The sequence below is a fragment of the Nonomuraea sp. NPDC026600 genome, assembly GCF_040638335.1.
Taxonomy (GTDB): Bacteria; Actinomycetota; Actinomycetes; order Streptosporangiales; family Streptosporangiaceae; genus Nonomuraea.
The window spans coordinates 150,412-171,498 of sequence record NZ_JBEZYD010000016.1 but is presented as its reverse complement, the minus strand read 5'-3'; the positions used below and the strand labels follow the sequence as shown (position 1 = coordinate 171,498).

Sequence of the window (21,087 nt, the reverse complement as noted above, 5' to 3'; positions counted from 1 at the left end):
GCTTGGTCCACAGCCCGAAGGATCAGCGCAGCTCGTTGATGCGGATCAGGTTGCCCGCGGGGTCGCGGAAGGCGCAGTCGCGAATGCCGTACGGCTGCTCGGTCGGGTCCTGGACGATTTCGGCGCCGCCGGCCCGCAGCCGCGTGAAGGTGGCGTCGAGGTCGGTGGTGGCCAGGGTGATGCGGGCGTAGGTGCCCTTGGCCATCATCTCGACGATGGTGCGGCGCTCGTCGTCGGTGATGCCGAGGCCGGTGGCCGGGGGCTCCAGGACGATGGCGGTGCTGGGCTGGTCGGCGGGACCGACCGTGATCCAGCGCCTTCCGTCGTGCCGGACGTCATTGCGGACCTCGAAACCGAGGACGTCGCGGTAGAAGGCCAGGCAGGCGTCCGGGTCGTCGTGCGGGAGGAAGGTCCAGTGAATGGTGATGTCCATGGCGGTCAGGCTAGGTGCGGCTCGAAGGCGGGCGCTTCTCGATTCCTGATCAGCTACGCAGGTCGAACGAGTTCTGAGACCGGGTGCCCACGAGAACAGCCATCCGCAAGTCCAGTGCGCCCCCGCCGGTTACGGGCGTTTGGCGCAAGGACACGTAGGGTCGCGAGCGGACGCGGCGGTGCGAACGCCAGGTCATCCGACCGAGATCGTACGGGTGGTCTGGGCGGCCGGTGAGCCGTTGCACAGGGCCGAGGAGCCGGTGTGGACGACGCGGGTCGAGCAGCCTTCGTCGTCCGTGACGGTGAGGGTGACCGTGAAGGTCCCGGGGCCGGGCAAGGCGTGGGCCGGGTTCGGGCCGCCGTCGGGCAGGCGTGTGCCGTCGCCGAAGTCCCAGTCGTAGCGGGTCACCTGGCCGTCGGGGTCTGTGGAGGCCGAGGCGTCGAAACGGCCGTCGACCTCGGTGAACGCCGCGGAGGGCCCCTGGTCGGGCGAGACCGCCACCGCCTGCAGCGCGGGCTGCTCGCCTGGGGCCAGCTTGAAGGGTGAGCCGTCGATCTCCTTCAGCCCGCCGCCGGCGGCGATGTCGAACGCGGACACGTCGTCGGAGTCGAGGTTCGATACGTACAGGTGGCGGCCGTCCGGCGTGGTCGTGAGCGCGCCGGGCGAATCGCCCGCCATGGCGGTGGGGAGCCGGGTCAGCCCGCCGTCGGCGCGGATGGCGAACGCCGACACCTTCCGGCTCCCGCTCTCCAAGATCCCGCCGTCCGTCACGTACAGGTGGCGCCCGTCGGGCGTCGTTGTCGCCGAGATGGGGAAGTCTGGGGCGAAGTACGGCGAGCCGGGCACGTTAACCAGGCTCCCGTCCGCGCCCACCCGGAACCCGAAGACCTGTTTGGAGAGCGAACTAGGGACGTAAAGGAAGCGCCCGTCAGGCGTGATCGCCATCGCGCCGCCCGATTTGCCGATCTTGGCAGGCCTGCCCAGCGAGGTGAGCGTCGAGTCGGCGTTGATGACGAACCTGGTCACGACGTCCTTATCGGTCTCGTTCACCCCGCGATGGCTGACGAACAGGAAGCGGCCGTCCGGCGTCACCGCCAGCCCCTGGGGCTCCACCGCGCCGCTCGGCACCGGGTCGCCGACCTGGGTGAGCTTGCCGTCCCGCGCGACCGAGAACACCGACAGCGTCCCGGAGTCCCGGTTGGTGAGGTACAGGGCCCGGCCGTCCGGAGTGATCGCCAGGCTGACCGGGCCGCCGTTCGCGGCGACCGGCGGGGCGAGCCGGACGAGTCCGCCTCCGGCGACCACCCGGTACGTCTCGACCTTGTTGGCGTCGATCTCCGTACCCGGATCGAAGCCGACCGCGACGTAGGCCGTTCGCCCGTCGGGGGCCAGCACGATGCCCCGGGAGCCGCCTCCCGTACGCACGCGCGCCCGCGGCCCGTCCAGGCCGCCGCCGGGCCGGATGCCGAAGATCGAGACATCCCGCGAGACCAGCCCCGATACGTAGAGCGCGCGCGTGGCCGGTTCGCCTGCCGCGAGCGCGGGTGAGACCAACGTTGTCATGACCGCGAACAGACCGACCGCCGCCGCCCCCGTACGTCTGAGTGAACTTCTCATCACGAATCCTTTCAGCGTGAAGCAGAGTTGAAGCCCCCGCAGTGGAGTCTGAAGGAGACGGGGCGGGGCGACTTAGTCCGTCAGCGCCAAATGCGTGCGTACGCACGCCAGATGAGGGGAGTGGCGGGTGCGTGAACTCATCCGGATGGACGAACTGCCGGTTTCCGATAGGTTCGCCGCCTACCGGGAGCTGCTTGCCAAGCTTCCCGCGCCTCTGGACGTCAGGTCGGAACGGCCGGCCGGGTTCTGGGCGGAGCTGGCGGGGGCCGAACTGGGCGCGCTGTCGGTGGCCTCGCTGTTCACCCGGACCGGAGCCCCGTACGAGGTCCACCGCACTCCTTCGCTGATCAGCAGGTCGGACCCCGAGGCGTACCGGCTGGTGCTGAACATGACGGGACACAGCGGCTTCACCCAGAACCAGCGGGACGCCCGGCTCGGGCCAGGCGATCTGGCGCTGTACGACACGTCGCTGCCGTTCCACGGGTGGCATGGAGCCGATGCCGGGACGCACCACTGGGTGATGGTGACATTTCCGCATTCGTTGCTTGCGATGCGGCCGGCGACGGTCCGGGCACTGCTCGGGGCGCGATTACCGGGCCGGGAGGGGGTCGGCACGCTGACGGCCGGGTTCGTGGCGCGGCTGGCCAGGGACATCGACCAGTACCGCCCGCTGGACGCCCCGCACATCTCGGCCGCCCTGATGGACCTGCTGATGGGGCTCCTCGGCCACGAGCTGGGCACTCCCGCGCCTGAGCCGTCCGGACAGGCCCTGCTGCTTCAGATCCAGGCCCACATCCAGCGCAACCTCGGCGACCCGGCCCTGTCACCCAAGACGATCGCCACCGGGCAGTACATCTCCGTACGGTCCCTGCACCGGCTGTTCCAGGCTCATGGCCTCACGGTCGCCGGCTGGGTCCGGGCCCGGCGGCTGGAGCGGTGCCGGGCCGATCTGGCCGACCCGCTGCAGTGGTTCCGGCCGGTACACGCCATCGCCGCCCGCTGGGGTTTCACCAATCGCGCGCACTTCAGCAACCTGTTCCGCGCCGCCTACGGGGTCAGCCCGCTGAACTACCGGACAGAACTGCGGACGCTCCCTGGCCCGCCCGCTCATGTCTACGCGGGTCGGGCGAGTTCTGAGATCGGCCGCTGAGGCTGCTGCTTCTCGCGCCGGTACAAGATGGCCCGCGCGGCCATCACGACGCAGCCGACGCCGAGCAGCAGGCCCCAGGTGACGTCGGTGAGGAAGTGCATGCCGCGGTACAGGCGGGAGAAGCCGACGATGAGCGGAGCGGCGACGCCGAGCACCCAGATCACCACCTGGAGCGCCCTGTTGCGGATGTGCGTGGTCAGGACGAGCGCGACCGCGCAGTAGAACCCGACGGCGGCGCTGACGTGCCCCGACGGGAAGCTGGAGGTGGGCGGGGCCGGGTCGATGTGCTGCACGGGTGGCCGGTGGCGTCCGACAGGCGTGGTGGTGGCCAGGAAGATGAGCGACTGGCTCCAGACGGCCGCGACAAGGAAGATCGATTCGCGCCGGCGCTTGTACACGAGTCTGAACACGATTGCGACGATCACGGTGAGCGCCACGATGTAGGGGGTGTCCGACAGGCTGGTGCCGTAGTCGGTGAGCGTGTTCCACAGCGGGGTGCGATCGGCGGCCAGGGTCCGGCTCACCTCCGCCTCACCGGTGGGCCAGGCGAGGATCAGCTTGCCGACGCCGAACGTCACCCCCGCCATCAGAAGCATCGGCAGTAAGATCGTCAGCGCGTAGTACTTCACGTGCTCAGCTCTGGTCATGGGTCACCTTCACCGACTCGGGGTCCACTCCTTCGGCCAGCGGCGAGGCGGGCCTTCGGCCCTGCTCGCGGCGCCATGTCTCGAATCCCGCCGCGGTGGCGGCGACCACGGCCGCGCCCAGGACGATTCCGGCGACCACGTCACTCACCCAGTGCACGCCGAGCGCGATCCTGGTGTAGCCGACCGACAGCACCAGGAACCAGGCCACGGCCCACGCCACCCGCCGCCCCCACCGGGGCAACCTGGGCAGAATGAGGAGAACGATCACTCCGGCGCCGAGCGTCACGCTGACCGCGTGGCCCGACGGGAAGGAGTCACCCGGCGCGAGCGCGACGGGATCCGGCAGATGCGGCCTGGCCCGGGCCGTGATGATCTTGAGTGCGAGGCCGAGCAGCCCGCCCACCGTCACGGTGGTGACCGCCCAGACGGCCAGCCTCGGCGCGCCCTTGTACAGCAGCCAGCCGGCGTACGCGATGACCGCGACACGCCACGGCCACGGCCCGAACAGATCCGTCCAGACGATGAGCACTCTGGTCACGGCGGGATGGGCGAGCGCGTACTCGTGCAGATCCTCGGCGACGCCCGCGTCCAGCCCGTTGACGGGCATCTTGGCCACGACCAGCAGCAGGCTGAACGGGATCATGATGAGCGCCACCGCGAGACTCGCTACCGTCAGCCGCAGCCCCAGACCGCGGTCACGATCGACGTGTGCCTTGACCCATTGACGCCTCACCATCCCGGTCCTTCCTCGATGCGCGTTCGCGCTCGGCTACCCAGGCGGAGGGGAATGATTCCTGCCTGAAAGCCGGCGGCGAGGGTAGTCCGGAGGGCATGTCCCCCACCGTGGCGGTTGTCGCGCACCGTAAGAAGACTCTCGGCGCAGGCCTGGACAGGCTGCGCGTGCTCATCACCGAGCAGGACGTCGGCGAGCTCCTCTGGTACGAGGTGCCCAAGAGCAAGAAGGCGCGTAAGAAGGTCCGCGAGGCGCTCGAACAGGGCGCCGAGCTGGTGTTCGTCTGGGGCGGAGACGGCATGGTGCAACGGTGCGCCGACGTGCTGGCCGGCTCCGGCGTGCCGATGGCCGTCCTGCCGGCCGGGACCGGGAACCTGTTCGCCACCAACCTCGGCATCCCCATCGACCTGGAAGAGGCGGTGGAGATCGGCTTCCGCGGCCGGCGGGAGAAGCTGGACCTGGGCCTGCTGAACGGCGAGCATTTCGCGGTGATGGCCGGCGCCGGGTTCGAAGCCGAGATGATCGCCGACGCCGACGGGCAGGCCAAGAAGCAGCTCGGCAAGCTGAGCTACGTCAAGGCGGCCGTCCGGCACGTCGGCGGGCCGCTGGTGCCGATGAAGATCAAGATTGATGGGACGACCTGGTTCGAAGGGGACGCGAGCTGCCTGCTGCTGGGCAACGTGAGCACGATCGCCGGCGGCATCGAGGCGTTCGACGACGCCCGGCCGGACGACGGCTGGCTGGAGGTCGGGGTGTCCACCGCCAAGGGGCCGGTCCAGTGGGCCCGGGTGATCGGCAGGATGGCCGCCGGCCGCTCCGACGACTCCCCGTTCGTCCGGATCACCCGGGCCAGGAAGGTGTCCGCCCGGTTCGGCACGCCGCTGACGTACGAGCTCGACGGCGGAGAACGCGAGGCCACCACCCGGCTCACGGCCAAGGCCGTCCCGGGCGCGCTCACGATCTGCCTGCCGGCGGTGTGACCGGTCAGCCGCTTTCGGCCGCGGTGAACCGCATCGTGCTCGGCTCCTCGCGAAGTCGCAGGTCATCGGCAGTGGCCTCGGCCTGACGCAGCACCCGCAGCACGTTGCGGCCGGCCACCTTCGCCAGGTCGGCGTCGGACCAGCCCCGGTCGGCCAGGGCCGCGAACAGCCGGGGATAGCCGGTCACGTCCTCCAGCCCGTTGGGCAGCCCGTCGCACCCGTCGTAGTCGCCGCCGATACCGAGGTGGTCGATGCCTGCCACCTCGCGTATGTGCTCCAGGTGCGCCACCACGTGGTCGATCGTGACGGCGGGCCTCGGGTGCGACTTCGCCCAGGTGTTCAGGAACTCGTGGAACGCCTCGAAGTCATGCGTGTCGACCCCGGCCGAGCGGGCGGCGTCGGTCGCGGCCAGCCGCCATTCCCGGGCGTCCTGCGACACGAAGTCGGGCACGAACGTGGCCATGCAGACCCCGCCGTTGGCCGCCAGCTTCTCCAGCACGTCATCGGGTACGTTGCGCGGCGCGGAACAGACCGCCCGCGCCGACGAATGCGAGAAGATCACCGGCGCCCGCGTCACCCGCAGGGCGTCGCGCATCGTGTCGGCCGACACGTGGGACAGGTCGACCAGCATGCCCAGTCTGTTCATCTCCCGGACGACCTCCTCCCCGAACGCGGACAGCCCGTGGTTCACCGGCTCGTCGGTCGCGGAGTCGGCCCAGGGGGTGTTGTCGTTGTGGGTGAGCGTCATGTAGCGAACCCCGAGGGCGTACAGCATCCGCAGCGCCCCCAGCGAGCAGTCGATCGAATGCCCGCCCTCGGCCCCCATCAATGAGGCGATCCGGCCCCCGGCGAAGACGCGCTCCACCTCGTCGGCCGTGGTCGCCAAGGCCAGCCGGTCGGGGTAGCGCCGGACCATGGCCAGCACGCAGTCGATCTGCTCCAGGGTCGCGGTGACCGCGTCCTCGGCGGGCCGGCAAGGCACGAAGACCGACCAGAACTGCCCGCCGACCATTCCGGCCGCCAGCCGGGGCAGATCGGTATGGGTGCGATCGGAGGTGTCGCCACTGATGTCGAGCCGGTCGAAGTCGTATCCGGCGAGCTTGCGCGCCGCCCAGGGCAGGTCGTTGTGCCCGTCGATCAGCGGGTGCTCGCGCAGCAGCCGGGTGACGCGGTGCGACGAACTGGACGACGCGACTACCGAAGGTGCTTCCATGCCGATCAGCCAATCACAGGATCGGCTCGCACTCGGCGTGCCGCCCGGCCGAGCCTCAGGTCCGCCGCCAGCGAGCCTCTCCCAGGCAGTACAGGGCGAACAGCAGCAGCCCGAGCGCGACCACCGCCAGCAGCCACGGCCCCGCCGGAGTGTCGGCGAACGCCCTGAGCGTCGCGTCGATGCCCCCGGCCTTGCCGGGGTCGAAGGTGATGGCCGCCTGGATCACGAAGACCCCGGCCAGACCGGCGATCACCCCGCGCGCGAGGTAGCCGGCGAGCCCGAGCCGGTTCATCACCGCGCCGGCCCGCGGCGGCATCGGCCTGAGCTCTTTGCGGAACTCCTTCTTGATTCCGTACCGCACCCAGTAGATGCCGAGCCCCAGGATGCCGAGCCCGATCAGCCCGACGATGACCTGTCCGGCGGGCAGCGAGAGCAGCTTGCCCGTCAGATCCTGGGACATCTTGTCATCGGACCCGGTCTTGCCGGTCAGCAGCATGGTCAGCAGCGCGGCGCAGATGAGCACGTAGACCACGACCCGGCTGCCCGGCTCGATCCGGTCCTTGAGCTTGTGCGCCCCGAAGATCGCCTCGGAGGCCTGCCACAGTGCCAGTGCGGCGAACCCCACGACCATGACCCATAAGATCACGGCACCGAACGGCAGCGCCGCGACCGTACTGATGGCCCCGCTCTTGTCGGCCTGCTGCCCGCCGCCGCCGAACGCGATCTGGATCGCCAGTACTCCGATCAGCCCATAAAGCACGCCGCGACAGACCAGCCCAACCCGCGCAAGCTTGTCCATGGCCGGGCTGTCTGCCGCCCGGCGTGCTACGGCCTCAGCTTCGCTCATGCGATTCTCCCGAGTGTCCGTCAAAGACCCTCGAACTGCCCGGGATTCCGTGCTCTAGACCTTCACGGGGTCGTCCATGACGCCATAGGTGGCCGCCCGGAACAAGAAGGAGGCCCAGGAGCGATAGGGCCGCCACGCCTCGGCCAGCTTCCGGTAGGCGGCCGGCGGCGCGTCCTCCGGCAGGCCGTACGCCTCACGCAGGATCCCGAACAGCCGCGGCTCATCACCCGGGAACGCGTCCGGCGCGCCCGCGCCGCGGATCAGGATCAGCCCCGCGGAGAACGGCCCCACGCCGGGCAGGGCGCGCAGCTCGGCCAGGGCCTCCTCCGGGCCGAGCGCGCGCAGGTGCTCGGCGGTGAGCACGCCGTCCAGCGCCGCGCCGGCCAGCCCGCGCAGCCACTCCTCCTTCTGCGCGGGCAGCCCGAGGCCACCGGCCTCCAGCAGCGTCACGGGCGGCGGGAAGGCCGCGTGCACCCGTCCGTCCACGGTGACCTCGGCACCGTACCGCTCCGCGATGCGCTGCTTGATACGCGAGGCGATGAGCATCGACGAGCGCTGTACGATCACCGCCCAGCACGCCGCCTCCCACGGACTCCAGAAGCACACCGGCCGCAGGCCGGGACGGAGCTGTTGCAGGTCGCCGAGCACCGGGTCGGCCTCGCCGAGCCCGGCGAAACCGGCGCCGTCCACGTCGAGGGAGAGGATGCGCGCCACCTCAGCCCGGATCCCCGGCCCCGCGGCCCGCGTCGTGGCGACGGCGACCCCGCCCGGCGCGGCCGTCACGGTCACGCCGATCGGCCGCCAGTCGGACTCGGCGCAGTAGGCGAACCGCAGCGCCCGCCCGTCGGAGGGCAGCGCGCTGGTGGCCGGCCAGTCCTCGACGAAGCGCAACGAGGCACCGAAGTCGAACGGGCCCTCGGCGGTGAGCGTGAATCCGTGCGTGGTCATGGGCCGTATCGTAGGAGGCCGAGCGGGTCGGCGCGGACGCGTCCGGTTCCCCGTACGACCGGTTGGCTGTCCACCCCTGGTGGTTACCAGGAGCACGGCTTGGCGCCGGTGACCACGTTACGGGCGGGGCAGAATCTTGCTATGGATGCCACATTACGGAAGATCATCGCGGAGCTGAACACGGCCGCCGCCCAGCACGACGCCGGCCAGGAGGACCGGCTGGACCGGTGGCGGGTGCTGGAGCCCGACGCCGGGGAGTTCCTGTGGTTCCTGGCCCAGAGCTCTGGGGCCCGGATCATCGTGGAGATCGGCACCTCGCGGGGTGTGTCCACCTTGTGGTTGGCCGACGCCGCGCGGGCGGTCGGCGGGCACGTCCTCAGCCTCGACACCGACGCCGAGGCCCAGGCGCACGCCCGCCGCGTGGTGGCCGAGGCGGGGCTGGCCGATCACGTCGAGTTCCGCGTCGAGGACGGGGGCGCGGCACTCGCCCGTATGCCGGACGGTGCGGTCGACCTGCTCTTCCTCGACGCCGAACGCGTCGAGTACCCCTCCTGGTGGCCCCATCCCTACCGGGTGCTGCGGCAGGGCGGCGTACTCGTGGCCGACAACGCCCTGTCCCACCCCGAGGAGATCGCCCCACTGCACGACCTCCTCCAACGGGAACCGCGCCTGACCGTCACCACGATCAACGTGGGCAAGGGCGAACTGGTCGCACTGCGGCGCTGAGAGCCTTCAGCGCGGACACCGGACGCATCAGGAGCCAGGCAGGGCTCGTAGAGATCGCAGGCGGCGCCGAGGTGCTGGTCGCGGGCCTGTTGCTGACCGGAGTCAGGTCGTGGGCGCCCAAGAACGTCTGGCTGTTCGTCGGCGCGAGGTGTGACCTCGCGCCGACTCCGGGTAGGGGGCGACTGTAAGGCACGAGAAGGGGGAACGGTCATGAGCCGCATCGCGGAATGGTTGAAGAAGGCCGAGGACCTGGCGAGAGGGCACCCCAAGCAGGCTGACGAGGTGCTGGATCGCGCCGAGCAGATCGCCAAGGAGCGGACCGGCCACAAGTACGACGAGCAGATCGAGAAGGGCGTGGACGAGGTGCAGCGCCGCTACGGCGGAGGCGAGCCGCAGGGCCAGCAGTCGCCAAGCCCGCAGCCCCCAGAGCCGCCGCCCCAGCAGCCTGGTCAGCGCCCGGAGTAGCGAGGCGCCGGTGCCGCGCAGTGGCGAATCCGCTGCTGCGGCGGGAATTGACGTGTCACGGATGGACAGCCGGCCGACTGGCGCATCCGGCAGGATTTCGGCATCAAGCCCGCGACCCCGCAGGACGAGGCGGCCTGGCGGGCGACGCCGGTAGGTCCCGGGATCAACCGCCCGAACGCTCGGCCAAGCCAGCCAAGCGCGCTATAAGGTCGGGAGCGGCTCTCAGGGGCCCGATTCACCCGATGTAGGGTGTCGACTTCCCTTGGCGGAAGTGCTCGATCCGGAGTCGTTGGGTGTCGTGCATGGGCAGGTCCTCGATCTCATCCGGGCTGACCCAGCGGACGTCGGTCGACTCGTCGCTGATCGCGAGCGCTCCACCGATAACGCGTGCCGTCAGGCAGATGTTGAACTGGCGGCGCACTTCTCCGTCGCTGTAGGCGATGATGTGCCGGGCGTCGGTGTAGAGGCCGGCCATTCCGGTCACCTCGACGTCGTATCCGGTCTCCTCCTTCACCTCCCGTACGGCCGCCTGCGGCACTGACTCGGTGAGGTCCATGCCCCCGCCGGGCAGCGCCCACAGCCCGTTGTCGGTGCGCTTTTGCAGGAGGATTCGCCCTTCGTCGTCGACGACCACGGCGGACACCCCCACGACCAGACTGTTCGGCTCGGGAGCGTCAGGGTCGTCGTAGTACTCGGTGCGGGCCACTTACCGCTCCTCGCCGGGGAGTCGAGACTGCTTCCACACGGCTTCGAAGCTGGTGGCGTAGGTGTCGAACAGCCCTTCCTCACTCATGTGGCGCAGGTGGTAGACCGGTGCGCCGTAGGCGTTCATGCCGAAGACGTGCGCATTGACGATCATATGGTCATCGCCCACGAACATCGAGTTGTAGAGCGTGGTGTCGTGCACGCGCAACTCGACGTTCGATGATTCGGCCAGCGGCCGGTAGTGCATAAGAGCGACCCGGCACCGCGACTCGATGCCGTGCCCGAACCGCTCTTCAGCACCCCGCCCCCGGATGACAGGTGAGTCGGCATCGCCAAGGAGGATGCGCACGCGACAGCCCTCCCGCGCCTTCGACGCCAGGAGATTGTTGAAGTCCGGCCACGACTCGTGCAGGAAATTGGCGGCATAGACCAGGATGCCGATGCGCTGCTCCGCCCGCTCGAACAGACTCCGCCACATGTCCAGCGGTGCGGATGCGCGGGTGGGATAGGCGGCGATCAGTTCACCGCTCCCTCGGTGACGTCGCCGTCCCTGCTCGATGGCGGGCCACAGGTGAGCGAGGTCTTCCCGGAGCACGATCGCGGCCCGGTGGGCGATGCCGGGGTGCGGGGTGCGGCCGGTGTTGACCCACCGCTCGGCGGTCTTGGGATCGACTCCTACCGCCTCGGCCAACTGCCGGACGGTGATGCCCGCGTTGAGCAGCGCGGCCCGTAGGCGCTCATTGGGTGCCATGGGACGTTTATACGCCGCCAAAGACGTCCCGTCATCGTCCTCAAGTGAAGTTTTCCCGTCCCGGCGCAGGTCAGCATGCTTAAGACGTATCAGGCCGCAACAAACGACCCAGCACCGCAAGGTAGAACAAGAGTTGCGGTTCCCTCCTTGGTCTCCACGTCACGACCATGCGCGACCTCCTGGAGAAGCGATGACCCGCGACGCCGTAACTACGAAGGCCGCCCATTCCTTTTATGCAGCCGAACGGCTTCACGCCGCCCTCGACGATCTTGGGATAGCCGCTGACGTTCACACGGGATACGGCATCGCTCTGGTTTCGGTCTGGGTGGATCTGGTGGTGTGGAGCGATGGCCACCTCTACTGGTGGTGGTCGGGACGCAGGTCCAGACAGCGCGGACGGTGGCTCTACTTGGTTCACTCCGCCGACGACCCCGCAGCGGCGGCGCGACGGGTGGCTGTGCGGTATGGACAGCTCCGAGAATGCCACCCGCTGTCCGCGCTGATCGCCGAGATCGCTTCATGATTGTCATCGACGAGTGCGTGAGCCCGCATGTGGCCATGGTGCAGCGCGATCACATCCGACTGGAATGGCAGCGGCCCCACCGAATGCTTGAACGTGCTCGGCCAGTGGCCTGGACCTGCTTTTGCCGCGCAACGGTCTACGAGCTGTGCGAGGGCTGCGGGCGTGCGTTTCTGCGGCGCATCGTCCAACGCGATGGCAGGCACGAGATCCACGAGATCTTTCCCTCACTGATCAGTGAGGCTCGGGAGATCTGGACGGCGTTGCTGTCCGGAAGAGCCCGGTAGAACGGGCGTGGCGGCGTGGGATCTGGAGGGACGGCGTCGTCACGCCTCATACCTCAGCTGGTCCATCCTCGACGGGCTGCCGAAGTCTCCAGCGAACCCTTCGAAGACGTCCAGCGTCTCGTCTCCTGTCCTCGGTTTCGAGATCCACTCGTCGCTTGAGGACATGGTGCCCTTCTGGCCATTGGAGTCACCAAGGCACTGCTGTCATGCGATTCGATTGAGGGCCGGGGAGTGTGAGGGGGCGGCAGCCCCCTCACAGGAGGGGCGTAGCCCCCAGTAAGAGCGCCCGAGCGAAGCGAGGACCATGCTTTTGTGGGGGTGTGGGGGGCGCCGAGACCTCCACAAAACGCAGCCCGCTGCGCCAAAGCGCGAAGCGCCCCTGAAAGCGAGGTCCGCGGGTGTCAGGGCGCCCGTCGAGTGGAGGGCTTTTCCACCAAAGTGGCGCCCGTCTCCGCCTCCAGGGCCGGGGCGTAGCCTGCGGCGCGCAGCGCGGCCATCGTCTCCCGTTCCGGGCTCGCGCTGATCAGCACAGTCGGTGCGATCAGGCGCAGGCCGAGCGCGCGGAGCGGTTTGGAGTGGGCGAGTTCGGCCAGTAGCGCCTCGTCGTCGGAGCGGATGCAGCAGCCGGATCGCACCACCCGCATCCGGCCGTGCGTCCGCCCCACGTCCTTGACCAGGTACTCCAGTGGCTGCGGGAGGTCGCCTTCCGCCACGGCCCGGAGCCGGGTGATCAGGGTGGCCGTTTCGTGGCCGGCGTCGAGGGCGTGCCGTACCGAGGCGTGGCTGATGCGCCACACCACCGCGTGCCCTTCCGATTCGCGGACGCCGACCGTGTTCAGGAGGGCGGCCAGTTTCGCTTCTGGGGCGCCGGCCACCACGGCGGTCAGGTCGGTCTGGAAGCGGGCCGTGGTGCGGGGGGCGGGGAGCATGTCGGACAGGACGGGGGAGAGCGCGGTGTTCGGGGTCTTCCATGCCTGGCCGGTGCGGAGCAGGTCGAGCACGGTGTGGCCGAGCCGGGTCAAGGCGCCCTGGCCGATGACGCCGAGGAGCGCGGCCTCGCGGAGGGTGGACTCGATGCGCTGGGCGCCGGCTGGGCCATGCGGTATGCGGGCGGGGCGGTGCCAGGTCGTGGCGGCCACCAGGTATGGCGGCGCGTCGGCCGCGCGTTGTGCGGGGGCGGCGGCCAGGGCCTCCAGCAGCGCGTAGCGCAGGCTGACCGCGTCGGAGTCGTCGAGGCCGGTCAGGGCGACGGGCGTCTGGTCGGGGTCGGGCCACCACAGCGGGATGTCGCGGCAGACGGCCCAGGCGGCGATGATCGGGACCAGCCGCTGGGCGGGCGCGTACGACAGCCAGCGGTCATAGGCCCGGGTGGGCAGGACGATGTGGGCGGGCGGCGGCACCTTGGCGCGGCGGTTCGCGGGGGGATCGGCCGGTTCGGCCAGGAGGCCCAGCAGGCCGGCGCGGAAGCACAGCTCCAGCAGGAAGCGGACGGTCTCCGGCTCGGCGATGCCCTTGGCCAGGCGTTTGGTGTCGCGGACCGCGACCCCGCCGGATTTGCGTACGGTGAGCGGCTGTTCGGCGCAGCCGGCGAGCAGCCGTTCGAGTTGCCAGGCGAGCGTTCCGGCGGCGGCCTCGGCGGCGGGCTCGATGCCCTCGGCCCGCGGCAGGTCGCGGGGCTGGGGAGGGTGCGGGGTGAACGTCGCCCGCAGCTCGCCGCGAACCGCGATCGCCACCTCTACCGGCAGTTCGGCCACCTGGGGAACGCCTGACGGGAGCAGCAGCCCGCGCGCCGCCAGCCAGTCCGCGCCGGCATGCCCCGAGCTACCGGCGAAGAAGACGTACTTGTTGGTGCCGTACGGGCCCGCCGGGTGGAAACAGCGGACCTCGAGCAGGGGCCCTTCGCGCGCGAGCCGGTCCAGCAGGTCCGTGGCCGAGGCGGGCGCCTTCGCCAGCAGGGCGTGCAGCCGGTCCGGATCCGTCAGGAACGCCACGACGTTCCGCTCGGCGGCTTCCCGGCCCGGCGCCTTGTCCAGCCCCAGCGCGTCGGCCAGCCGATGGACCTCCGGCGCGTTGAAAAACCGGGCGATGAGGTGGGCGGCGGGGCGGCCCAGGCCCATGCCGTCCGCCAGGTTCCGGTGGATATGGGGGGCTACCACGCACTTTTCTCCGTGGGGTGGCTGGAGCAGGCCCTGGTCGGCCAGCCGGGCCAGGGCCTCCTGCGCTTCCGCCCGCAGGTCCTGGTCCTGACCCGCGAGGAGGGTCAGCACCTCGGTTCGGGAGACCGCGCGTTCGTCCGGGTCGGGAACGCGCCAGTAGTCGTCGGGGATGGGGCCGTGCCGCTGGGCGGACAGCCAGGCGATCGCGCCCAGCGCCTGGAGCTCCGGGAGCGTGCAGAAGCCCATCAACCGGGCGAGCACATGATCCTGTCCGAGCAGGTGGGCGTAGTCCTCCAGCGACGGCTCGCGACCGCGAACGCGTAGCGCGCCGCGATCGGCCAGGAGCGCCAGTTGCTCGGGAGTGCGCGTGGTGAGCCAGGCCATGAGGGCGTCGCTGGGCATGGCTGGCAGCGTAGTACGCGAGGCGGACAACGGCTTGGCAGACCGGGCCGTGAACGATGAACCCGCAGGTCTAGAGGCTGCCAACGGGGTATGACCCTCTGGGAGACGTAGGAGGCGCGCGCATGCGAAGTGAGGGTGAGCGCATGCTGGGCGGCCTGCTGGGCGCGAGCCACCTGGCCGCCATCGAGGACCTGCCGGTCCTGGTCGCCGAGTATGCCAAGCCGGTCGGGTTCTGCCAGACCATGATCTACGTGGTCGACCTGCAGCAGCAGTACCTCGTCCCGCTGCCCGGCCAGCACGACGCGGTGGGCGAGTCGTTGCGGCCGATCCGCATCGACTCCACGCTCGCCGGGCGGGCCTACCGCAATGTGGAGGTCGTCCAGGCCAGGTACGTCGTCGAGGCGGAGGCGGAGGGGGAGCCGGCGCAGCCGGCCGAGGAGGGACGGCGGCGGCTGTGGGTGCCGCTGCTCGACGGCACCGAACGGGTCGGCATGCTGGCGGTGACCGTTCCCGCGGCTGATGACGACATCGACTGGCGGGTGAAGCAACTGGCGAGCCTGGTCTCCCTGCTGATGATCAGCAAGCGCAACTTCAGCGACACGTACGCCTCGCTGGTGCGCGCGGAGTCGATGACCCTGTCGGCCGAGGTGCTGTGGAACCTGATGCCGAGCGGCAGCTTCGCCAACGACAAGGTCGTGGTCGGCGCCGCGCTGGAGCCCGCTTACGAGGTGGGCGGCGACGTGTACGACTTCGCCCTCGCCGGCGACACGCTGCACCTGTCGATCTTCGACGCCATGGGGCACGACACCTCCGCCGGGCTGACCGCGACGATCGCCGTCGGCGCCTGCCGCAACAACCGGCTGCGGGGCACCGGCCTGCTGGCGGCCAGCGAGGCCATCGACGAGGCGATCGCCGAACAGTTCGGCGCCACCCGCTTCGCCACCGGCATCCTCGCCGACCTGAACCTGAAGACCGGCGAGCTGACCTGGGTCAACCGCGGGCACCACCCGCCGCTGGTGATCCGGCGGGGCCGCCGCGTCGCCACCCTGGAGAGCGTGCCGTCGCCGCCGATGGGCTTCCGCCTGGGCCTGTCCGCCGGTCTGGAGCACTACCAGCTCGAACGCGGCGATCGCCTGCTCTTCTACACCGACGGCATCATCGAGGCGCAGAGCCCGGAGGGGGAGGTGTTCGGGCTCGAGCGGTTCATCGACTTCGTCGTCCGCCGCGAAGCCGACGGGATGTCGGGGCCGGAGACACTGCGCCGGCTGATCCAGTCCATCCTCGAACACCAGCACGGCCGCCTCCAGGACGACGCCACGGTGCTGAGCGTCGAGTGGCGCGGCGAGAAGGAGCAGCGGCTTACGATGTAAGCCATGAACGGAGCGCTGCTGGTCGCCGGCACCACATCCGACGCGGGCAAGAGCGTCGTCACCGCCGGGATCTGCCGCTGGCTGGCCCGCAAGGGGGTCCGCGTCGCGCCGTTCAAGGCCCAGAACATGTCACTGAACTCGTACGTCACCGCCGACGGCGCCGAGATCGGCCGCGCCCAGGCCGTGCAGGCGCGGGCCGCGGGCCTCGAACCCGTCGCCGACATGAACCCGATCCTGCTCAAACCGGGCAGCGACCGCCGCAGCCAGGTGGTCCTGATGGGACAGCCGGTGGCCGACGTCGACGCGATGGAGTACGCCCGGCTCAAGGACCTGCTCCGCGAGAGCGCGCTGGCCTCGCTCGACCGGCTGCGAAGCTCGTACGACGTCGTCATCTGCGAGGGCGCCGGCAGCCCCGCGGAGATCAACCTGCGCCGGGGCGACATCGCCAACATGGGTCTGGCCAGGGCGGCGAACCTGCCGGTGATCGTGGTGGGCGACATCGACCGGGGCGGCGTCTTCGCCGCGTTCTACGGGACGGTCGGACTGCTGGACGCCGCCGACCAAGCGCTTATTTCCGGATTTGTCGTGAACAAGTTCCGCGGCGCGGCCGAGCTGCTCGAACCCGGCCTGGACATGCTCCGGGACCTCACCGGCCGCCGTGTGTACGGTGTGCTGCCCTGGCTGGACGGGCTCTGGCTGGACGTCGAGGACTCACTCGCCCTCGGCAGCCGCTCGATCGCCCCGCAGCGGCCCCACGGCGACCAGACGCTCCGCGTGGCGGTGGTCAAGCTGCCGAGGATCTCCAACTTCACCGACCTCGACGCCCTGGCCGCCGAGCCGGGGGTGCTCGTCCGCTTCGTGACCGATCCGGCGGAGCTCGACGACGCCGACCTGGTGGTGCTGCCCGGCTCCCGCGCGACGGTCAGCGACCTGGCCTGGCTCCGCGAGACCGGCCTGGCCGCCGCCGTCCGGCGGCGTACCGGACCCGTCCTCGGCATCTGCGGCGGCTACCAGATGCTCGCCCGCGAGATCCACGACGACGTCGAGTCGGGCGCCGGCCGGGTCGACGGTCTGGGCCTGCTTCCGGTGCGGGTCCGGTTCGCCGCGGGCAAGACGCTCGGCCGCCCGGCCGGTCACGCGTACGGGCATCCGGTCAGCGCGTACGAGATCCACCACGGCGTCGCGACCGTCGAAGGCGGCGAGCCGTTCCTCGACGGCTGTCGCCAGGGCGACGTGTGGGGCACCACCTGGCACGGCGCGCTGGAGAACGACGGCTTCCGCCGCGCCTTCCTCACCGACGTGGCCGAGCGGGCCGGGCGCGCCTTCGTCCCGGCGCCGGACACGGACTTCGCCCTGCTGCGCGAGAACCGCCTGGACGCGCTCGGCGACCTCGTCGAACACCACCTCGACACGGACGCCCTGCTCGACCTCATCGAGCACGGCCCGCCCGCCGTCCCGCTCCTTCCGCCGGGAGCTAGTGCAGGGTGAGCCGCTGGGCGCTGATCCAGTCGTCGATGAGCTCCCACTGGTCGTAGAGCCACCGGATCCGCGCCTCGCGGTCCTTGGGGATGCTTGAGGCGGGCACCCGCCACCACTTCGCGGTGATGTGCGCGCTGACCGGGAGTTTGCGCCACACGTCGCCGACCGTGATGAGGTCGTCCAGGCCGGTGTGCGCGACGAAGACGACGTCGGCCGACGGGCAGGACTCGATGGCCGCGATGGCGCCGCCGGGGCGGGGCGGCAGTAGATGATCCATGCCGCGGGCCCGTGACGCCTCCTCCTCCAGCCCCTTCTCCTCCAGCCGCCTGATCGCCAGCCGGCGGCGCCGCGGGGTGAAGTTGCCGCCCTCGGGGAAGATCACCAGCGCGTCGTCGTCGTCCATGGTGGCGGACAGCCGCCTGATCTCGTCGATGATGCCGCTCTCGGCGATACGGCGGGGCACGAAGGCGTTCGGCAGCCGGTTGACCACCACGTCCAGCGACGGGTCGAACTGCAGCGCCGCCTTCATCACGATCCTGGGCCGCCGGTCGTACAGGGAGAGCAGGTGATAGATCAGCAGGAAGGAGTCGCCGGGACCCGCGTGGCGGGCCAGGACGATCACCGGGTGGGTGAGGCGGGCGGCCTGTTCCTCTTCGGTGAGCGGCGGTTCGTGGATGTCGACGGTGAGGCGGAAGATCCGTACGGCGGCGCCGTAGACCTTGGTCAGGAACCATTTGATCAGCGCGTAGTGCCGCTCCTGCTGCCGGTCGCGGCCGAACGCGCCGGCCACCCAGAGCCCGAGGCAGGCGACGAGCACCGCCGACTCCAGCGTCAGCCACGCCACCCCGAACCAGGCGAACCGCAGCCCACGGCGTTGCGGTGGCGCGAGCCGCAGTGACGCGGCGAACGTCACCACGACCCACACCGGCAGCGTGACGAGCACGAACACGGTCACCACGATGACGAGTGGAGCGAGGATGAGGCGCCGCAGGATGCGTGGTGGCAGCAACGTCGGCCTCCAGGTGGTCAGATCTTCATCGTCCTCTTGTCCGCAGATACTTGGAAGATGCGTGGTGGGCCCGTTCGATGTAATGGGAGATCTGTGACAGGTCGCGGTAGCGGAGGTTCGACATCGGCTGCGTCGCCCCGGCGGGCAGCACGTGCACCTCGACGTCGGGCGGCAGTGTGGCCATCTCCTCGGCGAACCGGTGCCTGCGCGCGATCTCGAACGCCACCATGCCCACCTCCCAGGGCCGCCGTGGCACGCTGAGCGGGCGCTCGATCCGCCCGACGTGCAGGACGTAGACGCGCTTGGCCCCCAGTTGCACGGCCCGGCCGACGGGGATGCTGTGCACCAGGCCGCCGTCGAAGAAGTGCTCGCCGCCGATGGACACGGGCGGCAGCAGCCCGGGCACCGCGCACGAGGCCAGGACGGCGTCGACCAGCGGCCCTTGGTCGAACCAGTGCGCGGTGGCCCGCTCCACCGAGGCGGCCACGCACTGGAACGGCACGGCCAGCTCCTCGATCCGCGAAACCGGCACCATCTCGCTCAACAACGCTCGAAGCGGCCCGATCGGGTGCAGATGGGTGCCGGTCCTCGCCAAGGTGGACAGCCGGGTGACCCAGGAGCCGGCGAACGCCGTACGGACCACATCGGAACGCCACAGCGACGACAGCCGCTCCACGGCGCGGACGGGGTCGGCGGCCAGCAGCACCCCGTTCAGCGCGCCGACGGACGTGCCGACCACGAGGTCGGGCACGATGCCCTCCTCGTCGAGCGCCTGAAGCATGCCCACCTCGTGCGCGCCGAGGACACCACCACCACCGAGCACGAACGCCGTCTGCACAGGAGCACGTTACCGGGATCCGGCAGGAAAACGACCGGACCCAACGGCGCCCGCCGATTCCCGTGATCGCCGCTCCATAGAGACTGACCGGCCGGTCCCGGGTGCGAGGGGAATCTCCCTCTCGCCCGGGCCGGGTGCCGGCCGAGCAGTGTGGCTCAGTTGTCCAAGGCCAGGCGGATGCCGAAGCCGACGATCACGATGCCCGTCACGCGGTCCAGCAGGCGCCTGACCGCCGGGGTACGCAGGGCGCCGCTCATGAGGGCCGCACAGCCGACCAGCACGGCGCTCCACAGCAGGCCCTCGCCCACGTGAACCCCCGCCAGGAGCAGGCCCATGGCCGCGTGCGGGGCGTCCGCCGGGATGAACTGCGGCAGCATCGCCACGTAGAAGGCGCCCACCTTGGGGTTCAGCAGGTTGGTGGTCAGGCCGCGCCGGAAGCCGGTGCCGAAGCCGGTCTCCGCCGTGCCCTCCTGCGCCTTCGTCCTGGTCACGAGCATGCGGATGCCCATCCAGACCAGGTACGCGGCGCCGGCCCAGCGCAGGATGTCGTAGGCGAGCTGGGAGGCGGCCAGGAGCGTGGACAGGCCCACCGCGGTCAGCAGGCCCCAGGCGAGCGTGCCCAGCTGGATGCCCAGGACGACGCCCCAGGCCGACCGCCTGCCGGACAGCAGGGACGTACGCAGGATGAGCGCCGTGTCGAGGCCCGGCGTGATGGTCAGGAGGGCGACCACTGCGGCGAACGACCAGATGGAGGGGGCTATGTCCATGTTTGGGAGCGTAGTTCATGGGAGGCGGCCGTACCCGCACCGCCTCCCGAAGAGTGCTCAGGGGACCAGGAGCAGCTTGCCCGTCGTACGGCGAGCGGCGAGGTCCTCGTGCGCACGGCTCGCCTCGGCCATCGGATACCGGTGCGAGATGTCGATCTTCAGCTCCCCGGCGGCGATCCACCCGAACAGGTCGGAGGCCCGCCACAGCAGCTCCTCCCGATCGGCGATGTAGTTGACCAGGGTCGGCCTGGTCAGGAAGAGCGAGCCCGACTTGTTGAGCCGCTGCGGATCGAGCGGCGGCACGGGGCCGCTGGCCGCCCCGTACAGCGCCATGAGCCCACGCGGATGCAGCGCCTCCAGCCCGCCGTCGAACGTGGCCGCCCCCACGCCGTCGTAGACCACGTCCACCTGCCCGCGGAGTACGTCGGCGAAGTCGTCGTAGCGCAGCACCTCGTCGGCTCCGGCCGCGCGGGCCACCTTCTCCTTCTCCTCGCTGGAGACGGTGGTGTGCACGGTCGCGCCCCTGAGCTTGGCGAGCTGGATCAGCAGCTGGCCCATGCCACCGGCGCCCGCGTGCACGAGGACGCTGTCGCCCGGCTTCACCTCGTACGTGGAGTGCGTGAGGTAGTGGGCGGTCATGCCCTGCAGCATCGTCGCGGCGGCCAGCTCGGCGGAGATGGAGGCGGGCACCGGAACCACCCGGGCGGCCGGGACCACGGCCTTCTCGGCGTAGCTGCCGAGCACGTTGGCCCACGCTACGGTGTCGCCGACGGACACGTCCGTCACATCGGGGCCCACGGCGGAGACGACACCCGCCCCTTCCGAGCCGATCGGGCTGGGCAGAGCGAGCGGATACGCCCCGGAACGGTGGTAGATGTCGATGAAGTTGACGCCGCTGGCGGCGACGTCGACCACGACTTCCCCCTCACCCGGCGTCGGGTCGGGACGCTCTACATACTCGAGGACCTCTGGGCCGCCCTGGGCGGTGATGACTATGGCACGCATACCCCTAGTCAACTCCCCTTCGCGACCCCTCGATTCCAC

22 protein-coding genes are annotated in these 21,087 nt (G+C 70.4%); 8 read left to right on the top strand and 14 right to left on the bottom strand.

The window, feature by feature from the left end; genetic code table 11:
* Positions 1-22: 22 nt before the first annotated feature.
* Both AB0F17_RS32605 and AB0F17_RS32600 read right to left on the bottom strand, forming a co-directional pair.
* The gene (locus tag AB0F17_RS32605; protein ID WP_358030819.1) at positions 23-433 is read right to left on the bottom strand and encodes a VOC family protein; all 411 of its coding nucleotides are present in this window, start codon (positions 431-433) and stop codon (positions 23-25) included.
* Positions 434-625: 192 nt separating this feature from the next.
* A complete protein-coding gene (locus AB0F17_RS32600) occupies positions 626-2,050 on the bottom strand; it encodes a beta-propeller fold lactonase family protein (protein WP_358030817.1) in 1,425 nt (474 codons plus the stop codon).
* Positions 2,051-2,177: 127 nt separating this feature from the next.
* Between AB0F17_RS32600 and AB0F17_RS32595 the strand changes: the two genes are divergently transcribed.
* Positions 2,178-3,200 carry a helix-turn-helix domain-containing protein gene (locus AB0F17_RS32595; RefSeq protein WP_358030814.1) on the top strand — a complete coding sequence of 341 codons (1,023 nt, stop codon included), beginning with the start codon at positions 2,178-2,180 and terminating at the stop codon, positions 3,198-3,200.
* On the opposite strand, the gene AB0F17_RS32590 is transcribed toward AB0F17_RS32595, so the two are convergent.
* On the bottom strand, positions 3,164-3,847 hold the full coding sequence (locus AB0F17_RS32590; RefSeq protein WP_358030811.1) for a phosphatase PAP2 family protein: 684 nt from the start codon (positions 3,845-3,847) through the stop codon (positions 3,164-3,166). The genes AB0F17_RS32595 and AB0F17_RS32590 overlap by 37 nt on opposite strands.
* On the bottom strand, positions 3,834-4,580 hold the full coding sequence (locus tag AB0F17_RS32585) for a phosphatase PAP2 family protein (protein ID WP_358030808.1): 747 nt from the start codon (positions 4,578-4,580) through the stop codon (positions 3,834-3,836). The genes AB0F17_RS32590 and AB0F17_RS32585 overlap by 14 nt, the downstream gene beginning before the upstream one ends.
* A 98-nt stretch (positions 4,581-4,678) precedes the next feature.
* On the opposite strand from AB0F17_RS32585, the gene AB0F17_RS32580 reads away from it, so the two are divergent.
* Positions 4,679-5,560 carry a diacylglycerol kinase family protein gene (locus AB0F17_RS32580; RefSeq protein WP_358030806.1) on the top strand — a complete coding sequence of 294 codons (882 nt, stop codon included), beginning with the start codon at positions 4,679-4,681 and terminating at the stop codon, positions 5,558-5,560.
* A 4-nt stretch (positions 5,561-5,564) separates the two neighbouring features.
* Here the strand turns inward: AB0F17_RS32580 and AB0F17_RS32575 are convergent, their stop codons facing one another.
* The 3 genes from AB0F17_RS32575 to AB0F17_RS32565 are packed head-to-tail and all read right to left on the bottom strand — an operon-like array spanning position 5,565 to position 8,568.
* Entirely contained in the window at positions 5,565-6,773 is a 1,209-nt protein-coding gene (locus AB0F17_RS32575) for a dipeptidase (RefSeq protein ID WP_358030804.1), read from the bottom strand.
* A gap of 55 nt (positions 6,774-6,828) precedes the next feature.
* Positions 6,829-7,620: a DUF1206 domain-containing protein gene (locus tag AB0F17_RS32570; RefSeq protein WP_358030801.1), complete on the bottom strand. Its 792-nt coding sequence runs from the start codon at positions 7,618-7,620 to the stop codon at positions 6,829-6,831.
* Positions 7,621-7,674: 54 nt separating this feature from the next.
* The gene (locus tag AB0F17_RS32565; RefSeq protein ID WP_358030798.1) at positions 7,675-8,568 is read right to left on the bottom strand and encodes a hypothetical protein; all 894 of its coding nucleotides are present in this window, start codon (positions 8,566-8,568) and stop codon (positions 7,675-7,677) included.
* Positions 8,569-8,709: 141 nt separating this feature from the next.
* Here AB0F17_RS32565 and AB0F17_RS32560 point away from each other — a divergent pair, with 141 nt between their 5' ends.
* Positions 8,710-9,294: a class I SAM-dependent methyltransferase gene (locus tag AB0F17_RS32560; RefSeq protein ID WP_358030795.1), complete on the top strand. Its 585-nt coding sequence runs from the start codon at positions 8,710-8,712 to the stop codon at positions 9,292-9,294.
* Between the two features lie 210 nt (positions 9,295-9,504).
* Positions 9,505-9,759, top strand: a complete 255-nt coding sequence (locus tag AB0F17_RS32555; protein ID WP_358030792.1) for an antitoxin — start codon at positions 9,505-9,507, stop codon at positions 9,757-9,759.
* Between the two features lie 235 nt (positions 9,760-9,994).
* Here the strand turns inward: AB0F17_RS32555 and AB0F17_RS32550 are convergent, their stop codons facing one another.
* Both AB0F17_RS32550 and AB0F17_RS32545 read right to left on the bottom strand, forming a co-directional pair.
* Positions 9,995-10,465, bottom strand: coding sequence for an NUDIX domain-containing protein (locus AB0F17_RS32550; protein WP_358030789.1), 471 nt, complete (start codon positions 10,463-10,465; stop codon positions 9,995-9,997).
* Positions 10,466-11,215, bottom strand: coding sequence for a DUF5919 domain-containing protein (locus tag AB0F17_RS32545; protein WP_358030786.1), 750 nt, complete (start codon positions 11,213-11,215; stop codon positions 10,466-10,468).
* Between the two features lie 190 nt (positions 11,216-11,405).
* Between AB0F17_RS32545 and AB0F17_RS32540 the strand changes: the two genes are divergently transcribed.
* Both AB0F17_RS32540 and AB0F17_RS32535 read left to right on the top strand, forming a co-directional pair.
* Positions 11,406-11,738, top strand: a complete 333-nt coding sequence (locus tag AB0F17_RS32540; RefSeq protein ID WP_358030783.1) for a hypothetical protein — start codon at positions 11,406-11,408, stop codon at positions 11,736-11,738.
* Positions 11,735-12,022, top strand: coding sequence for a hypothetical protein (locus AB0F17_RS32535; RefSeq protein WP_358030780.1), 288 nt, complete (start codon positions 11,735-11,737; stop codon positions 12,020-12,022). The genes AB0F17_RS32540 and AB0F17_RS32535 overlap by 4 nt, the downstream gene beginning before the upstream one ends.
* A 401-nt stretch (positions 12,023-12,423) precedes the next feature.
* On the opposite strand, the gene AB0F17_RS32530 is transcribed toward AB0F17_RS32535, so the two are convergent.
* Positions 12,424-14,580 carry a helicase-associated domain-containing protein gene (locus tag AB0F17_RS32530; RefSeq protein ID WP_358030777.1) on the bottom strand — a complete coding sequence of 719 codons (2,157 nt, stop codon included), beginning with the start codon at positions 14,578-14,580 and terminating at the stop codon, positions 12,424-12,426.
* Positions 14,581-14,702: 122 nt separating this feature from the next.
* On the opposite strand from AB0F17_RS32530, the gene AB0F17_RS32525 reads away from it, so the two are divergent.
* On the top strand, positions 14,703-15,950 hold the full coding sequence (locus AB0F17_RS32525) for a GAF domain-containing SpoIIE family protein phosphatase (protein ID WP_358030774.1): 1,248 nt from the start codon (positions 14,703-14,705) through the stop codon (positions 15,948-15,950).
* Between the two features lie 3 nt (positions 15,951-15,953).
* Positions 15,954-17,438 carry a cobyric acid synthase gene (locus AB0F17_RS32520; protein WP_358030771.1) on the top strand — a complete coding sequence of 495 codons (1,485 nt, stop codon included), beginning with the start codon at positions 15,954-15,956 and terminating at the stop codon, positions 17,436-17,438.
* Here the strand turns inward: AB0F17_RS32520 and AB0F17_RS32515 are convergent.
* The 4 genes from AB0F17_RS32515 to AB0F17_RS32500 all read right to left on the bottom strand — a co-directional run bounded on the left by AB0F17_RS32515 (position 17,425) and on the right by AB0F17_RS32500 (position 21,048).
* Entirely contained in the window at positions 17,425-18,438 is a 1,014-nt protein-coding gene (locus AB0F17_RS32515) for a 1-acyl-sn-glycerol-3-phosphate acyltransferase (RefSeq protein ID WP_358030768.1), read from the bottom strand. The two genes, AB0F17_RS32520 and AB0F17_RS32515, sit on opposite strands and share 14 nt — an antisense overlap.
* 25 nt (positions 18,439-18,463) lie before the next feature.
* Positions 18,464-19,276 (bottom strand): patatin-like phospholipase family protein, encoded by an 813-nt coding sequence (locus tag AB0F17_RS32510; RefSeq protein ID WP_358030765.1) that lies wholly within the window; start codon positions 19,274-19,276, stop codon positions 18,464-18,466.
* Between the two features lie 155 nt (positions 19,277-19,431).
* Entirely contained in the window at positions 19,432-20,043 is a 612-nt protein-coding gene (locus AB0F17_RS32505) for a LysE family translocator (protein WP_358030762.1), read from the bottom strand.
* A gap of 57 nt (positions 20,044-20,100) precedes the next feature.
* Positions 20,101-21,048, bottom strand: a complete 948-nt coding sequence (locus AB0F17_RS32500; protein WP_358030758.1) for a quinone oxidoreductase — start codon at positions 21,046-21,048, stop codon at positions 20,101-20,103.
* Between the last annotated feature and the right edge of the window lie 39 nt (positions 21,049-21,087).

Bases quoted from the DNA above. Each gene is read 5' to 3' on its own strand.
- AB0F17_RS32605 (WP_358030819.1), bottom strand. From the start codon at position 433: ATGGACATCACCATTCACTGGACCTTCCTCCCGCACGACGACCCGGAC.
- AB0F17_RS32600 (WP_358030817.1), bottom strand. From the start codon at position 2,050: ATGAGAAGTTCACTCAGACGTACGGGGGCGGCGGCGGTCGGTCTGTTC.
- AB0F17_RS32590 (WP_358030811.1), bottom strand. From the start codon at position 3,847: ATGACCAGAGCTGAGCACGTGAAGTACTACGCGCTGACGATCTTACTG.
- AB0F17_RS32580 (WP_358030806.1), top strand. From the start codon at position 4,679: ATGTCCCCCACCGTGGCGGTTGTCGCGCACCGTAAGAAGACTCTCGGC.
- AB0F17_RS32575 (WP_358030804.1), bottom strand. From the start codon at position 6,773: ATGGAAGCACCTTCGGTAGTCGCGTCGTCCAGTTCGTCGCACCGCGTC.
- AB0F17_RS32570 (WP_358030801.1), bottom strand. From the start codon at position 7,620: ATGAGCGAAGCTGAGGCCGTAGCACGCCGGGCGGCAGACAGCCCGGCC.
- AB0F17_RS32565 (WP_358030798.1), bottom strand. From the start codon at position 8,568: ATGACCACGCACGGATTCACGCTCACCGCCGAGGGCCCGTTCGACTTC.
- AB0F17_RS32560 (WP_358030795.1), top strand. From the start codon at position 8,710: ATGGATGCCACATTACGGAAGATCATCGCGGAGCTGAACACGGCCGCC.
- AB0F17_RS32555 (WP_358030792.1), top strand. From the start codon at position 9,505: ATGAGCCGCATCGCGGAATGGTTGAAGAAGGCCGAGGACCTGGCGAGA.
- AB0F17_RS32545 (WP_358030786.1), bottom strand. From the start codon at position 11,215: ATGGCACCCAATGAGCGCCTACGGGCCGCGCTGCTCAACGCGGGCATC.
- AB0F17_RS32540 (WP_358030783.1), top strand. From the start codon at position 11,406: ATGACCCGCGACGCCGTAACTACGAAGGCCGCCCATTCCTTTTATGCA.
- AB0F17_RS32535 (WP_358030780.1), top strand. From the start codon at position 11,735: ATGATTGTCATCGACGAGTGCGTGAGCCCGCATGTGGCCATGGTGCAG.
- AB0F17_RS32530 (WP_358030777.1), bottom strand. From the start codon at position 14,580: ATGCCCAGCGACGCCCTCATGGCCTGGCTCACCACGCGCACTCCCGAG.
- AB0F17_RS32525 (WP_358030774.1), top strand. From the start codon at position 14,703: ATGCGAAGTGAGGGTGAGCGCATGCTGGGCGGCCTGCTGGGCGCGAGC.
- AB0F17_RS32520 (WP_358030771.1), top strand. From the start codon at position 15,954: ATGAACGGAGCGCTGCTGGTCGCCGGCACCACATCCGACGCGGGCAAG.
- AB0F17_RS32505 (WP_358030762.1), bottom strand. From the start codon at position 20,043: ATGGACATAGCCCCCTCCATCTGGTCGTTCGCCGCAGTGGTCGCCCTC.
- AB0F17_RS32500 (WP_358030758.1), bottom strand. From the start codon at position 21,048: ATGCGTGCCATAGTCATCACCGCCCAGGGCGGCCCAGAGGTCCTCGAG.